The following is a 13,832-nucleotide window of genomic DNA, read 5'->3' as shown; positions in this document are numbered from 1 at the left end:
CTCCGATACATTCTTAAAGAGGTTTCTTAGAGACATGCCATCAGGAGGCGCAGTGCCAAGTCACGCCAGCTCGAAGATCTCCAAGGTGCTCGTCGCCAACCGCGGCGAGATCGCCGTCCGGGTGATCAGGGCCGCGAAGGACGCGGGGCTGGCCAGCGTGGCCGTGTATGCCGACCCAGATGCCGACGCGCCCCACGTGCGCCTCGCCGACGAGGCGTTCGCGCTGGGCGGCCAGACCTCTGCGGAGTCCTACCTCGACTTCGGCAAGATCCTCGGCGCCGCGAAGAAGGCCGGGGCCAACGCCATTCACCCCGGATACGGTTTCCTCTCGGAGAACGCCGACTTCGCGCAGGCCGTGCTGGATGCGGGCCTGATCTGGATCGGGCCCAACCCGCAGTCCATCCGCGACCTCGGTGACAAGGTCACCGCGCGCCACATCGCCGCCAAGGCCAAGGCACCGCTCGTCCCCGGCACACCAGAACCCGTCAAGGATGCCGACGAGATCGTCGCCTTCGCCAAGGAATTCGGCGTGCCGATCGCGATCAAGGCCGCCTTCGGTGGCGGTGGCCGCGGCATGAAGGTCGCCCGCACCATCGAGGAGATTCCCGAACTGTTCGATTCCGCGACGCGCGAGGCCGTCTCGGCGTTCGGCCGCGGTGAGTGCTTCGTCGAGCGCTACCTGGACAAGCCCCGCCACGTCGAGGCGCAGGTGATCGCCGATACGCACGGCAACGTGGTCGTCGCAGGCACGCGTGACTGCTCGCTGCAGCGCCGTTTCCAGAAGCTGGTCGAAGAGGCCCCCGCGCCCTTCCTCACCGATGCGCAGCGCAAGGAGATCCACGAGTCCGCCAAGCGGATCTGCAAGGAGGCGGGTTACTACGGCGCAGGCACCGTCGAGTACCTCGTCGGCCAGGACGGCCTGATCTCGTTCCTCGAGGTCAACACCCGCCTGCAGGTGGAGCACCCGGTCACCGAGGAGACCTCCGGAATCGACCTGGTGCGCCAGCAGTTCCGGATCGCCAACGGCGAGGCCCTCGACATCACCGAGGATCCGACGCCGCGTGGTCACTCGTTCGAATTCCGCATCAACGGCGAGGACGCGGGCCGCGGGTTCCTGCCCGCCCCGGGCCCGGTGACCAAGTTCACCCCCCCGACGGGCCCTGGCGTACGCCTGGATTCCGGCGTCGAGACCGGCTCGGTGATCGGTGGCCAGTTCGACTCGATGCTGGCCAAACTGATCGTCACCGGCGCCACCCGCGATGAGGCACTGGACCGCTCGCGTCGCGCACTGGCCGAGTTCAATGTCGAGGGCCTGGCGACGGTCATTCCGTTCCACCGCGCGGTGGTGTCCGATCCCGCGTTCATCGGTGACGACAACGGTTTCACTGTGCACACCCGGTGGATCGAAACCGAGTGGGACAACACCGTCGAACCCTTCACCGGTGGCGGCGCCGTCGACGAGGAAGAGGCCCAGCCCCGGCAGAAGGTCGTCGTCGAGGTCGGCGGACGTCGCGTCGAGGTGTCGCTGCCAGGTGATCTCGCGATCGGCGGCGCAGGCGCCGGCGCCGGGGCAGGCGTCACCCGCAAGAAGCCCAAGCCGCGCACGCGTGGCTCGCAGGGCGGCGCTGCAGCCTCAGGTGACGCGGTTACCGCCCCGATGCAGGGCACCGTGGTCAAGGTCGCCGTCGAAGAGGGCCAGCAGGTCGTCGCCGGCGACCTCGTCGCGGTCCTTGAAGCCATGAAGATGGAGAACCCGGTCACCGCCCACAAGGACGGCACCATCACGGGACTCGCCGTCGAGGCCGGCGCCGCCGTCACACAGGGCACCGTGCTCGCCGAGATCAAGGACTAGCGCGTTCATCGCCGAACGAGCATTCCCTGTCGCCAATCGCGTGATTTGGCGACAGGGAATGCTGTTTCGCCGCACGGAAGGGTGGGCCTGATCCCATGGAAGTCGAGGAGATCAACACTGGCGAGTGGTATCTGCGCGCGCTGCGCTGTGACGACCGCGTCGACGACCGTCACGCGCTCGCCGATATCGGCGAGACCGACCTCGACTACATCGACCAGGCGGCCGACGACTGGGAGTCCGACACCCGGTACACATGGGCGGTGTGCGTGCCGTCGACCGGTGAGATGATCGCCGAGGTCTCGCTCGACCCGAAGACGGCCTTCATGGAGAGCAGGGGACGACCCGGCTTCGAAGACGCCGCCGCGATGGCCGAGGACACCGTGCGCAACTACGCGTCGGAGATCCTCAACATCCGCGTATGGACGTGACGACCCCGAAGGTCGTGACGGTCACCGGGGCCGCGGGCCAGATCGGGTACGCCGCCCTGTTCCGCATCGGCGCTGGCGCCCTTCTCGGTCGTGACGTACCGGTGACGCTGCGGCTTCTGGAGCTGCCGTCGGCGATCCGCGCCGCCGAAGGCGTGGTGATGGAGCTCGTCGACAGCGCCTTCGATCTGCTCGCCGAGGTGGAGATCCACGACGACCCCGGCCGCGCATTCGACGGTGTCGACGTCGCGCTTCTCGTGGGCGCGAGGCCGCGCAGCAAGGGCATGGAGCGCGCCGACCTGCTGGCGGCCAACGCTGCGATCTTCGCCGACGCAGGACGCGCGCTCAACGCGGGCGCATCACCCGACGTCCGCATCGTCGTGGTCGGGAACCCGGCCAACACCAACGCGCTCGTCGCATCCGCGCATGCGCCGGACATCCCGCCGGAACGGTTCACCGCCCTGACCCGGCTGGACCACAACCGCGCCGTCGCAGCACTGGCCGCCCATGCCGACGTCCACGTCACCGACGTCTCGCGGGTGACGGTGTGGGGCAACCACTCCCCGACCATGTACCCGGACGTCTTCCACGCCGTCGTCGACGGTCACCCCGGCGCGCAGTATGCCGCCGACACCGACTGGCTGACAACGGAGTTCATCCCGACCGTGGCCAGGCGTGGCACGGCGATCATCGAGGCCCGCGGTACGTCGTCGGCGGCGTCGGCGGCCAACGCGGCGATCGACCACGTCCGAGACTGGGTGGACGGCACGGATGTGAACGACTGGACGTCGGTGGCGCTGCCGTCCCCCGGGGTCTACGGCATCCCCGAGGGTGTCGTGGCCTCGCTGCCGGTGCGGGCGCTCGGCGGCACCTGGCAGATCGTCGAGGGTCTCGAAGTCAACGAGTTCTCCAGGGCCCGCATAGACGCGTCGGTGGCCGAGCTCGCAGACGAGCGCGCGGCCGTCGCGGCGCTCGGGCTCTTGTAGCGAATCAATCCCCCGGCGGGACCAGGGTCGCCGCGCGATGGACACCGATCAGATATTCGTACGCTGGGGCATTCACGCTACTGATGCTGATTTCTTCGTCGCTGAGTTCCCGACGGACCTTGGCCGGTACGCCTGCAACCAGCGATCTCGGCGGGACGGCCATCCCCTGCGGCAGTACGGCTCCCGGGGCGATCAGCGAACCGGCGCCGACCGTCGCGCCGTTGCCGACTATCGCACCCATCCCGATCAAGCACCCATCCTCGATGGTGCACCCATGAAGGACTGCGTTGTGGCCGACCGTCACTCGCGCGCCGATCGTCACCGGGAATCCTGGATCAGCGTGGATCGTGGCGTTGTCCTGCACGTTCGATCCGGGGCCGATGATCACGGGATCGAATTCTGCGCGCACCGTCGCGGAGTACCAGACGCTGGCCTTCTCGCCGAGCGTCACGTTGCCGATCACCGACGCGTTGGGAGCCACCCAGCTTTCGGGATGCACTCGAGGGGTGTGGCCATGCAGGGCAAGGATCAACGGGTCAGCCATGGGCTCATTGTGCCCAACGACGGCTCAAAGAACGATGTCGAAACACGCGTAGGCCACCAACCCGCAGACGATGCTGAGCGCAAGACTCTTCCAACGCAATGAGACGAGCAGTGCCGTCGCGCCCGCCAACGTGGCGGGCGAAATCATTTTGAACTGGCCGTCGTCGAGAAAGAGTGATGGTGCGACGAGTGCTGCGAAGGCGGCCGCGGGCACCATCTCGAGTACGAGACTCAGAGTGGGAGGAAGATTTCTGGGCAGGAGCGGAACGAGGATGAAAGCAGCGCGCAAGACGAGCCCGCCCAAGGCAATTGCCGAAATGACCAGCCAGATCGTGGTCGTACTCATGATGGCGACTTCTGTCCAGCCGCGCGCCAGCCGAACGCCACGCCAGCGGCGATACCGGCACAGGTGCCCAACGCCATGCCCAGATTGGCAGGGAGACCGGCGCACACGACCGCCACGGCAGCGGCGACGACGGCGGCGAAAGCCCTTGGCCGCTTGGTGATTTGAGGTGCGAGCAAGGCCAGGAACGAAACCGGAACCGCGAATGCAACGACACCGGTGTCGGGCAAGGATCCCAGGAATGACCCGACGAACGAGCAGGTCTGCCAGGTGAACCAGAAGGCCAAGCACGCTCCTAGGTAGAACGCGACCGCCTCGCGTCGCGGCATGCCCTTGGTGCGGGTCACCGTAAGAGCGACAGCATGGTCGACCAGCAGGTATGAGCCGACTGCCCGTGTCATGAAACGTGCACCGCCGAACATCGGCGCGAGCGTTGCCGAATAGACGATGAAGCGGAGGTTGATGACGAGAGCTGTCGTGATCACGACGGTGGCTGCCGTGCCGTTGCCGATGAGATCCAGCGCCGCGACCTGAGCTGCGCCGGCATAGGCGAGCAATGAAAACGCCGCTGTCTCGACGATGCTGAATCCGTTGTGCGTACCAGCGAGGCCGGCGACGGCCGCGAAGGGGGCTATCCCAATGAGAATCGGGAGCATCGCGGTGGCCCCGGACCGCATTGCGCGGCGCCCCGACGTTCCGCCTGCCGCCTGCTCGTCATTCGATTCGGTCATTGGAATCTCCACCCTGTCCCACCGACGAGCGCGAGGGACGACCGCGACCTCAGACTCGCGTGCCCTCCGTAGAAGGTGCGTCGTTGAGATCGTTGTTCTTCGTTTCAGGCAGGGCCAACACGCACGCCAGGCTGACGGCGGAGAGTCCGGCCAGCAACACACCGACCCAGATGCTGGAGTAGTTTGCGACGATCTGGGCCGCGAGTATCGGCGGGATGGCGCCGCCGATGATGCCACCGAGGTTGTAGCTCAACCCCGCTCCGGTGTAGCGGTAACGCGACTGGAACATCTCGGGCAGCAGCGCACCGGCGGGTCCATTGGCGATGCCGTACAGACACAGTGTGATGGTCACACCGATCAGAAAGGCGATGGGTGAACCAGTGTCCAGCAGCGGGAACAGCAACAGCGACCAGATGAACGCTGCGACGTATGACCCCGCGATGACCTTCCTGCGGCCGATCCGGTCCGAGAGGATGGCAGCAGCGGCCGTTGCCACTGCCAGCACCACCGCGGCGATCATGCCGAAACCGAGGATCATCGTCCGGCTGAATTCCAGCTTGGAGCTTCCGTAGCTGGTGAGGAACGTGCTCCCGATGTAGAACATCGCGAACAGCGTTGACATGGCGACGCCGGAGAGCACGATCTGCTTCCACTGCGTCCTCATCGCTTCGGCGAACGGCAGCTGTGCGGGCGCACTCTCGCGCTCCTGGTTGCGTTGCTGCAACTTGAACACCGGCGTTTCCTCGACGGTCAACCGAATCCACAGGCCGACCATGACGAGCACGAGCGAGGCGATGAAGGGGAGGCGCCACCCGTAGTTGACGAACGTGTCGCTGGTTGCGCCGATGGTCACCGAGGCCACGAAGAACGTTCCGCTCGCCAAGAAGAACGCGAGCGCCGGTCCCAGCTGCGGATACACCGCCATTCGTCCGCGTTGGCCTTGCGGCGCGTGCTCAGCGGCCAAGAGCGTTGCGCCACCCCATTCGCCGCCCATGGCGAAGCCCTGCAGGAACCGCATCACCACGAGCAGGATCGGCGCCCAGATCCCGATGCCGTTGTCGAGGATGCCGAACACCCCGGTGTCATAGCCGGGAAAGAGCCCGATCCCGACCGTCGAAAGTCCCATGATCAGCAGTGTCCACACCAGAGCTCGCTTGCGACCGATCTTGTCGCCGAAGTGGCCGAACGCAATCGAGCCAACGGGGCGGGCGAAGAACGCCACCCCGAACGTTGCGAACGACGCGATCGTGCCCACCGCGGGACTGGCACTGGGGAAGAAGACTGCGGGAAACACCAGAGCGGCGGCAGTGCCGTACACGAAGAAGTCGTAGTACTCGATCGTGGTGCCGATGAGGCTGGCGGCGCCGACTTTTCGGAGACGACGACGTTCAGCGGACATTTCCTGGCCGACGGTCAGCGTGGGGCTCTGTTGCTGCATGTGCGTCTCCCGTAGTGGATAGATCTTACTATGGTCCTACCACAACTGTGGTTCGCGCCACAAGTATCCGTCCGGAGTTGCCACCGCCACATCGACGACGATGCCGACCCGTCCCTGCTCCAGGGCAAACGAGTAACGGCCATCGCCTACGGCAGTTCCTGGCACACCACAACTCGGCGGTCAGCGTTGCCGAGCGCGACTTGGCAACCAGAGATCTTCGGCAACAGCAAAGCCGCGGTGGCGTCGCTGGCGCGGTCCTGGTCGGCAGCGCCAGTGGCGTCAGCCAGCCCACTTCAGCGCGCTCGAGCCAGTCGGACGGCGACCGCCTCGAACGGTGCCGACCAGCAGCTCGGCGGCACGGTCACCGTCGCCCCTGGCGATGAGGGATGTCACAGTAGCGCGACCGTGCTGGACTCTCACCAAGCTTCATCGGGCTCGCACTCTTCAGTCTAGAGCATGAATCATCCTGGTACAGAAGGCTTGTCGGCCCACTTCATCTCGCTGAAGCCGACGGAACGATAGAAGGCTCGAATATGGTCGGTCACCAGCTCGGCGGCCTTGTCCTCGTCGCCTGTCGCGATCGCCTCGACGACCGCGGCGTGCTCGTCGGTCAACGCCTTCATCGTGCCGACGGGATCTTCAAGTCTCTCGAATGCAGTCACCATGGCCTGCCGGAGAGCTTCTCGCAACGCGGCCATCAGGACGGCCGCCAAGCCGTTGCCCGAGGCTCGCACGATGCCGACGTGGAAGGCCGCATCGAGATCGTTGTAGGACGCCGTGGTGTGGACTCCGCGCATGTCCTCGATCAGTCCGCGAAGGTTGGCAATGTCTTCACTGGTGGCACGCTCGGCGGTCTTGCGAGCGGCCAGTCCTTCGATCATCAGGCGGACCTCGACGAGGTCCTGCTGCGTGAACGACGCCAGTTGGAGATGAATTCTCAGCACCATCGCCATACCGGCGATGCTGTCCTTGACGATCATGGATCCCGACGTGGGTCCCGAACCGGTGCCCGCCTCGACGACTCCGATCGCTTCGAGAATCCGCAGCGCTTCCCGGACGGCGCCGCGACTGACGCCGAGCGCCTCGGCGAACTGCCGTTCGGGGGGCAACCGGTCTCCGGCCTTCAGCGTGCCCGCGATCAGGCGGCTCTCGATCTCGGCCACCACCTGCTCGTGCGTACGCATGCGCGGAAGAGGCTTCCATTGCGACTGGGTTTCCTCGGACACGTCACGCACCTCTTCTTCTCGCGAAGATCACTGAGGATCCGATGGTACCGACCACAGGTTGGTTTGCCCGCTCAGTGGTCGGCACGTCGGAGCGCCGTCAGAACACCGGTGTCTCTTGATAGCTGCCGAACACCTGTCGCAAGGCACCGGTGATCTCACCCATCGACAGGTGCGCGCGCACCGCTTCGATGGTGGCCGGCATGAGGTTGGCGTTCTCGTCGTGGGCGACCGCCAGAAGGGCGTCCAGAGCGGCCCTCGCACGTTGCGGATCCCTGTCCGCACGAATCTGCTTGAGCCGTCGGATCTGGCGGGCCTCGGACTCCGGATCCAGCTTGTGGACCTCGATCTTCTGATCGTCCTGCGCGTCTACGTACTTGTTGACACCGATCACCGGCCGGTCACCACTGGCCTTGCGCTTGGCGTAGTCGTAGGCGGTGTCCGAAATCTCCCTTTGAAAGAAGCCTTGTTCGATGGCAGGCACGACACCGCCCATGGCCTCGACCTTGTCCATGTACTCCTGGATGCCCCTTTCGATTTCGTCGGTCAGAGCCTCCACGTAGTACGAACCGCCGAGGGGGTCGATCACGTTGGGGACGTTGGTCTCGTCGGCGATGATCTGCTGGGTCCGCAGAGCAAGCTTCATCGCCATCTCGCTCGGAATCGTGTAGGCCTCGTCGAGTCCGTTCGTGTGGATGGACTGCGCGCCGCCGAGCACGGCGGACAGGGCCTGCAACGCGGTGCGGACGATGTTCACCATCGGCTGAGGCTTGGTGAGCGTCGCCGCTGCCGTCTGCGCGTGGAAGCGCAACCGCATGGAGTTCGCCTTCTTGGCCCCGAAGTGTTCCTTCATCATCTTTGCGTAGTAACGGCGAACGGCCCGGAATTTGGCGACCTCTTCGAACAGGTCCGCCTGGGAGACGAAGAAGAACGACAGTCGCGAGGCAAACGCATCGACGTCGATGCCCGCCTTGACGACGTCTTCGACGTAGGCCTTGGTGATCGCCATCGTGAAGGCGACCTCCTGGAGAGCGTTGCCGCCCGCCTCGCTGATGTGATACCCGCTGATGTTGACCGGGTTGTAGCGCGCCATGTGCTCGGCGCCGTAGCCGATGCAGTCGCGGACGATCCGCATACTCGGGCGGACGGGGAAGATCCACTCCTTCTGCGCGACATACTCTTTCAGGATGTCGTTCTGGATCGTCCCTGACAGCTTGTCGAGGTCGTAACCGCGGTCCTCGGCGACGGCGACGTACATCGCGAGCAGGATCCACGCCGACGGGTTGATGGTCATCGACACCGAGATCGTCTCCAGGTCGATGCCGTCGAACAGCGCTGCCATGTCCGGCAGGACGTCGATTGCCACCCCCTCACGACCGACCTCACCGAGGCTCATTTCATCGTCGCTGTCGAGACCCATCAGCGTGGGCATGTCGAAGTCCACCGACAGGCCGGTCTGCCCCTGGGCGATCAGGTACTGGAAGCGCTTGTTGGTCTCCTCCGCCTGGCCGAAACCAGCGATCTGGCGCATGGTCCACTTCCGACCGCGGTACATCGTCGGGTAGGGACCACGGGTGTAGGGATACCGGCCAGGAAGTCCGATCTCTTCCCAGCTTTCGGGCAGATCTTGCGGGCCGTATACGCGCTTGACGGGCATTCCGACGCCGGTGAGGTAACTCTCCCTCGATTCGGGGGCGCGACTGAGGAACTCGGCGAGCTCGTGGTCTTCCCACTGTTCGAGTTCTGCCTGCGCGCGCTTGCGCAGCGCGCCCGTGGCGAGGCGCAGTTCCTCAGGGGTCGACGTGTCGTCATCGGTCATGATGCTTGCCCTCTTCCATCGATGTCAGTCGGGTCTACGGCCATGGCCGTCAACAGTCGGGCGGCAGCTTGGCGCGGTTCGTCCTCGCGAGCGATCAGCGCGTCGACGGCGGCGTCGAAATCACGATGGCCCGTCCGAAGCTTCTCGGCGATGAGTGCCTCTGCTGCCCAACGGATTCGGGTCGCCGCGTTGCGGCGTTCCACCTCGCGTAGGCCGCCGTTCTCTGCCAGCCAATCGCGGTGCTCGGCCGTCTTGTCCAACAGCTCTGGCACGCCCTCGCCGGAGGCGGCGATGGTCTTGAGAATGGGCACGTCCCACTTGCTCGCCAGCCCGTGGGCGAGCCGCAGCGACTCCCGCAACTGCTTGACGGTGAGGTCGGCGCCGGGTCGGTCGGCCTTGTTGACCACGTGGACGTCGGCGATCTCGATGAGTCCGGCCTTGATGGCCTGGATGTCGTCGCCCAGACCGGGAACGCTCACGACGAGCACGGTGTGGGCCACGCTGATCACGTCGACCTCGGCCTGACCGACGCCGACGGTTTCGAGGATGACGACGTCGAAACCGGCAGCGTCGAGCAGCACGATGCCGTCCAGCACGGCTCGTGAGAGCCCGCCGGTGGCTCCCCGCGAGGCCATCGAACGAATGAAGACGTCTCGGCCTGCGAGTTCGGTCATGCGGATGCGGTCGCCGAGGATCGCCCCTCCGGAGTAGGCGCTGGACGGATCGACCGCCAGGATCGCCACGCGGTTGCCCCGAGCGACGTACTCCCGAGTCATCACGGTGACCAACGTGCTCTTCCCGCTGCCTGCCGGCCCCGTGATGCCGACGACGTGGGCCCGACCACTGTCCCTCCATATCTCGGCGAGCAGTTCCGACGCCGCATCGGAGCGGCTCTCGACCAGGGTCAGACCGCGCGCGAGGGAGACTTGCGACCCTGCACGGATCCGATCGGCCATTGCCGCGATCGGTGTCGCAGTAGCGGTTTGACTCACGGCGAAGTCTCCCGCTCGAGCGATTCGAACAGGTTGCGATCATCGATCACGCGCCGTGCCTTGAAGTCGGTGCGATCGAACGTCGACGGCGCGACCGTCACGACCTTGGCGCCGACGCCGAGAACCGTGCGAAGGTCTTCGCCGACCCGCTTGGCCCAGACGTCCTCACTGACGGTCGTTCGTCGTGGGTCGAACTCGACCTGCACCAGCAACTCATCCATCGTGCCTTCGCGGGAGATCACGATGCGGTGCTCGCCGCCATACCCTTCGGCGCTCATCACGACGTCGTCGATTGCGTTCGGCTGAATGTTCTCGCCGCGGATCTGGAACATGTCGTCGATGCGGCCGTAGATGCCCTTGGGCAAGAAGGGATACGTGCGGCCGCGCGACGCGTCGGGAGCCTCCCAACGAGTCAGGTCGTTGGACAGCAGCCGGATCATCGGCTGCGACGTGCGCTCGAGAGTCGTGTAGATCGGGGTGCCCTCGGATCCGTATGGCACTCGGCGCATGGTCACGGGGTCGCTTACCTCCGTGTAGACCAGGTCCTGCCAGGAAAAGACACCCGGCTCGTTTGAGGCTGCACCGAGCGACATCCACGGCGCTACCTCGCCCATGCTGCCGGAGTCGTACACCTCGACATCGAACGCGTCGATGATGCGCTGCCGAATCGCAGGCACGCTGGCTCCCGGTTCGCCGGAGAAGAACATCTTCCGCAGACCCAGGCTCCGCGGGTCGATGTCGTTCTCAATGGCGACCTCGGCGAGGCGAAGAGCGTAGGAGGGGGTGCCATAGAACGCCGTGGTCCTCATTTGGCGCATCCACTGCAGCGTCCGCAGACTCTGGCCCGCAACCCCGGCGCCGAACGGAAACACTGCAGCGCCAAGCCGTTCGGCTCCGCTGTAGGCCCCCCACGAACCCCAGTACTGCGTCAGTGGAGAGCCGATCAGGACGACGTCTTCGGGCCGGATCCCCATCCCCCACATCACCCGGGCATGCGCGTTGGCGACGGCGATCCAGTCGCGCTGGCTGATGCCGAAAGCCGTCGGGCGACCAGTGGTGCCGGAGGTGCCCTTGATGTGCGTCACCTCGATGGGATCGACACAGAGGTAGCTGCCGTAGGGCTCGTGTTCGGCCTGGTCCGCGCGAAGCTCTTCCTTCCTGATCACGGGAACCGCCTCGAAGGCCTCCAGTGACGTGATGTCGCCGGGTTCCACACCCGCTTCGGTCCACTTGCGGCGGTAGAACGTCGACTTCTCCCAGGCGTACGCCATCAGTTGCTGAATGCGCACGAGGATCGCTTCGTCGCGCTGCTCGGGGTCCATCGTTTCGCGGACCGGAAACCAATGCCGTTGGTCCGGCGGTGGCCGGTAGATGGCGTCGTAGCACGGAGGCCAGCTCCACGATTCCATCTCGGGACCTCCCCCGTCGCTTCGCTCGCCCCGAGCCACCCCCCCGTCGCTTCGCTCGCCCCGAGCCATCAGGAATTCGCCTCCACGGGGGCGGCGTCCTTGATGGTCTCGACGATCTTCTCGGGCGTGGTGTCCTGGCCGAGGACGGCCGCGACACCCATCTTCTGCAGCTCGATCTCATCCTCGTCGGGCATCACGCCGCCTGCCACGATCGCGAAGCGCGGACGCTCGTCCATCTGAGCGAGGATCTCGAAGATCTTGGTGAAGATCGGCATGTGTGCGCCGGACAGGATGCTGACGCCCAGCACGTCGACGTCCTCCTGGCTGGCGGCTTCGATGACCTGGGCCGGGCTGCGGTGAAGCCCGGTGTAGATGACCTCCATGCCCGCGTCTCGAAGGGTGCGGGCCACGACCTTGACACCACGATCGTGTCCGTCGAGCCCGATCTTGGCCAGCATCACGCGGATGGGCAGCGCCGACGGTTGGTTCATTCACTTGCCTTCTCTATGGGGCGACCAAACTGTGGTTCTACCATAGACACGGTAACGTGAGGTACGCAACACCCGACCGACGAATTGATCACCACCACCGTCCGGCGAACTGTGCCAGGGAGCCTTGGAAGGACCCGAATGACATCGGACGTAGCCTGCAGCCCGTCGTTGAACATAGAGCGCGGGTTGGCCACGATCACGCTGCGCAGACCGGCGACCATCAACGTGATCGGGCCAGAGGAGATCGCTGCGATCACCGATTCGCTCCGGGCCGCCGTGGCCGACCCCTCCGTCACGACGATCCTGATCCGGGGGGAGGGCCACCGCGGATTCTGCGCCGGAGGGGACGTCAAGCGCGTCCGGCAGATGATCGTCTCCGACGAGTTGGACGACCTGGCAGAGTTCTGGTCCGCCGAGTACGCCCTCGATCACTTGATCGCTACGTGCCCCAAGCACGTCGTGTCGATTGCCCATGGTCTGACGCTGGGTGGCGGTATGGGTCTGGCATCGCACGCCTCACACCGAGTCGTCACCGACTCGACACGGTTGGGAATGCCCGAGGTGCTCATCGGGCTCTCTCCCGATGCGGGCGGTCTCTGGCTGTACTCACGGGCGCCGGGACGTACCGGAATCTTCGCGGCGCTGACCGCGGCTCACCTCAGCGCAGGTGACGCGCTGTACATGGGGTTGGCCGATCACTACGTGCCCGATCACGCGATCGACGAGCTGGTCGAGCGGTTGCACCGCCTACCGGCCGCAGAGGCGCTCGCCGGCTTCAACGGTCGGCCGTCGTCATGGATCGCCGACCACAGAGACTCCATCGACCGGGTGTTCGGCGCAGATTCCGTTGGCGAGACATTCGACTTGGCCAAGACCGAACGCATGGATCGTGGAACCGTCGCAGACGTCGCGATCGACGCGTTGACTGCGGGATCGCCTACCGCCCTGAGCGTTACGTTCGAAGCACTCCACAGGACGATGGCCATGGCGGACTTGGGCGAATGCCTTCAGCAGGATCTACGGGTCGGACAGCATTGCTCGCAGCACCCGGACCTCGTTGAGGGCATTCGCGCGCGCGTCGTGGACAAGGACCGCATGCCGAGGTGGTGTCCGCCGACCCTGGCCGAGGTTTCCAAGGCCGACATCGGCCGGTTCTTCGAACCGATCGGCAATCCGCTGCAGCTGAGCGGGTGGTGACTCCGCTCTGCTCAGCGAGCACATTCAGCCCTTCGCAGCCCGGTATGCGTCCACCACGTGGAACGGAAGCGGTCCACGGCTGCCGACGCTGTAGCCGTTGCTGTCGCACCATTCGCGGATGGCGTCGCGCTCTCGACAATTCACGTGGCTACGCCACGGGTCGGCCCGTGTCAGGTGCCGAGGGCGGCTGTTCTGCTTCCGGCCGCGGTCGGCCCACTGCGTGATCGTGCGACGCAGAGCCTCGGCGTTCACGGCGGACAAGGCGATTTCGTAGCGCACGCCGTCGACGCCGAATTCGACCATTTCGTCTGCCGCCGTGCCGTCGATGTCATCGACCAGCGCGACAGTCTTGCTCTTCCCCATGGCAAAACCTTCATGACCCG

The 13,832-nt window shown here is 65.5% G+C and carries 14 protein-coding genes; 4 read left to right on the top strand and 10 right to left on the bottom strand.

All coding sequences use genetic code 11. The features are described from left to right. The first annotated feature begins 52 nt into the window (after positions 1–52). The 3 genes from QOI01_RS26930 (at position 53) to QOI01_RS26920 (ending at position 3,263) form a co-directional block, all read left to right on the top strand. Positions 53–1,852: an acetyl/propionyl/methylcrotonyl-CoA carboxylase subunit alpha gene (locus QOI01_RS26930; RefSeq protein ID WP_526386214.1), complete on the top strand. Its 1,800-nt coding sequence runs from the start codon at positions 53–55 to the stop codon at positions 1,850–1,852. 95 nt (positions 1,853–1,947) lie between these two features. Continuing rightward, positions 1,948–2,280, top strand: a complete 333-nt coding sequence (locus QOI01_RS26925) for a hypothetical protein (RefSeq protein ID WP_526386213.1) — start codon at positions 1,948–1,950, stop codon at positions 2,278–2,280. Continuing rightward, positions 2,271–3,263, top strand: a complete 993-nt coding sequence (locus QOI01_RS26920) for a malate dehydrogenase (protein ID WP_526386212.1) — start codon at positions 2,271–2,273, stop codon at positions 3,261–3,263. The genes QOI01_RS26925 and QOI01_RS26920 overlap by 10 nt, the downstream gene beginning before the upstream one ends. A 4-nt stretch (positions 3,264–3,267) precedes the next feature. Here QOI01_RS26920 and QOI01_RS26915 read toward each other — a convergent pair whose 3' ends face one another. The 9 genes from QOI01_RS26915 to QOI01_RS26875 all read right to left on the bottom strand — a co-directional run bounded on the left by QOI01_RS26915 (position 3,268) and on the right by QOI01_RS26875 (position 12,252). After that, positions 3,268–3,807, bottom strand: coding sequence for a gamma carbonic anhydrase family protein (locus QOI01_RS26915; RefSeq protein ID WP_526386211.1), 540 nt, complete (start codon positions 3,805–3,807; stop codon positions 3,268–3,270). Positions 3,808–3,831: 24 nt separating this feature from the next. Beyond that, positions 3,832–4,152 carry an AzlD domain-containing protein gene (locus QOI01_RS26910; protein ID WP_526386210.1) on the bottom strand — a complete coding sequence of 107 codons (321 nt, stop codon included), beginning with the start codon at positions 4,150–4,152 and terminating at the stop codon, positions 3,832–3,834. Further along, positions 4,149–4,880, bottom strand: a complete 732-nt coding sequence (locus QOI01_RS26905; protein WP_526386209.1) for an AzlC family ABC transporter permease — start codon at positions 4,878–4,880, stop codon at positions 4,149–4,151. The genes QOI01_RS26910 and QOI01_RS26905 overlap by 4 nt, the downstream gene beginning before the upstream one ends. Positions 4,881–4,929: 49 nt before the next feature. Next, a complete protein-coding gene (locus QOI01_RS26900) occupies positions 4,930–6,318 on the bottom strand; it encodes an MFS transporter (RefSeq protein WP_526386208.1) in 1,389 nt (462 codons plus the stop codon). Between the two features lie 461 nt (positions 6,319–6,779). Continuing rightward, a complete protein-coding gene (locus QOI01_RS26895; RefSeq protein WP_526386207.1) occupies positions 6,780–7,544 on the bottom strand; it encodes a FadR/GntR family transcriptional regulator in 765 nt (254 codons plus the stop codon). 97 nt (positions 7,545–7,641) lie between these two features. Beyond that, positions 7,642–9,360 carry a methylmalonyl-CoA mutase family protein gene (locus QOI01_RS26890; protein WP_526386206.1) on the bottom strand — a complete coding sequence of 573 codons (1,719 nt, stop codon included), beginning with the start codon at positions 9,358–9,360 and terminating at the stop codon, positions 7,642–7,644. Further along, positions 9,357–10,352 (bottom strand): methylmalonyl Co-A mutase-associated GTPase MeaB, encoded by a 996-nt coding sequence (gene meaB / locus QOI01_RS26885; RefSeq protein WP_526386205.1) that lies wholly within the window; start codon positions 10,350–10,352, stop codon positions 9,357–9,359. Before meaB ends, QOI01_RS26890 begins: the two co-directional genes overlap by 4 nt. After that, complete coding sequence (locus QOI01_RS26880) at positions 10,349–11,761, bottom strand: phenylacetate--CoA ligase family protein (protein WP_526386204.1); 1,413 nt, start codon at positions 11,759–11,761, stop codon at positions 10,349–10,351. The genes meaB and QOI01_RS26880 overlap by 4 nt, the downstream gene beginning before the upstream one ends. Positions 11,762–11,829: 68 nt before the next feature. Continuing rightward, positions 11,830–12,252 carry a cobalamin B12-binding domain-containing protein gene (locus QOI01_RS26875; protein ID WP_526386203.1) on the bottom strand — a complete coding sequence of 141 codons (423 nt, stop codon included), beginning with the start codon at positions 12,250–12,252 and terminating at the stop codon, positions 11,830–11,832. A 138-nt stretch (positions 12,253–12,390) separates the two neighbouring features. Between QOI01_RS26875 and QOI01_RS26870 the strand changes: the two genes are divergently transcribed. Then, on the top strand, positions 12,391–13,449 hold the full coding sequence (locus tag QOI01_RS26870; protein ID WP_526386202.1) for a 3-hydroxyisobutyryl-CoA hydrolase: 1,059 nt from the start codon (positions 12,391–12,393) through the stop codon (positions 13,447–13,449). A 24-nt stretch (positions 13,450–13,473) separates the two neighbouring features. Here QOI01_RS26870 and QOI01_RS26865 read toward each other — a convergent pair whose 3' ends face one another. Beyond that, positions 13,474–13,812, bottom strand: a complete 339-nt coding sequence (locus QOI01_RS26865; RefSeq protein ID WP_526386201.1) for an Lsr2 dimerization domain-containing protein — start codon at positions 13,810–13,812, stop codon at positions 13,474–13,476. Positions 13,813–13,832 lie beyond the last annotated feature (20 nt).

The sequence above is a fragment of the Mycobacterium sp. genome (genome assembly GCF_032162605.1).
In the GTDB taxonomy this organism is placed as follows: Bacteria; Actinomycetota; Actinomycetes; order Mycobacteriales; family Mycobacteriaceae; genus Mycobacterium.
This window is presented reverse-complemented; position numbering and strand designations above follow the sequence as displayed.

Excerpts from the sequence above, each read along its gene's own strand:
- QOI01_RS26915 (WP_526386211.1), bottom strand. The coding sequence starts at position 3,807 with ATGGCTGACCCGTTGATCCTTGCCCTGCATGGCCACACCCCTCGAGTG.
- QOI01_RS26900 (WP_526386208.1), bottom strand. The coding sequence starts at position 6,318 with ATGCAGCAACAGAGCCCCACGCTGACCGTCGGCCAGGAAATGTCCGCT.
- QOI01_RS26890 (WP_526386206.1), bottom strand. The coding sequence starts at position 9,360 with ATGACCGATGACGACACGTCGACCCCTGAGGAACTGCGCCTCGCCACG.
- QOI01_RS26925 (WP_526386213.1), top strand. The coding sequence starts at position 1,948 with ATGGAAGTCGAGGAGATCAACACTGGCGAGTGGTATCTGCGCGCGCTG.
- QOI01_RS26875 (WP_526386203.1), bottom strand. The coding sequence starts at position 12,252 with ATGAACCAACCGTCGGCGCTGCCCATCCGCGTGATGCTGGCCAAGATC.
- QOI01_RS26880 (WP_526386204.1), bottom strand. The coding sequence starts at position 11,761 with ATGGAATCGTGGAGCTGGCCTCCGTGCTACGACGCCATCTACCGGCCA.
- QOI01_RS26870 (WP_526386202.1), top strand. The coding sequence starts at position 12,391 with ATGACATCGGACGTAGCCTGCAGCCCGTCGTTGAACATAGAGCGCGGG.
- QOI01_RS26910 (WP_526386210.1), bottom strand. The coding sequence starts at position 4,152 with ATGAGTACGACCACGATCTGGCTGGTCATTTCGGCAATTGCCTTGGGC.
- QOI01_RS26865 (WP_526386201.1), bottom strand. The coding sequence starts at position 13,812 with ATGGGGAAGAGCAAGACTGTCGCGCTGGTCGATGACATCGACGGCACG.
- QOI01_RS26920 (WP_526386212.1), top strand. The coding sequence starts at position 2,271 with ATGGACGTGACGACCCCGAAGGTCGTGACGGTCACCGGGGCCGCGGGC.
- QOI01_RS26905 (WP_526386209.1), bottom strand. The coding sequence starts at position 4,880 with ATGACCGAATCGAATGACGAGCAGGCGGCAGGCGGAACGTCGGGGCGC.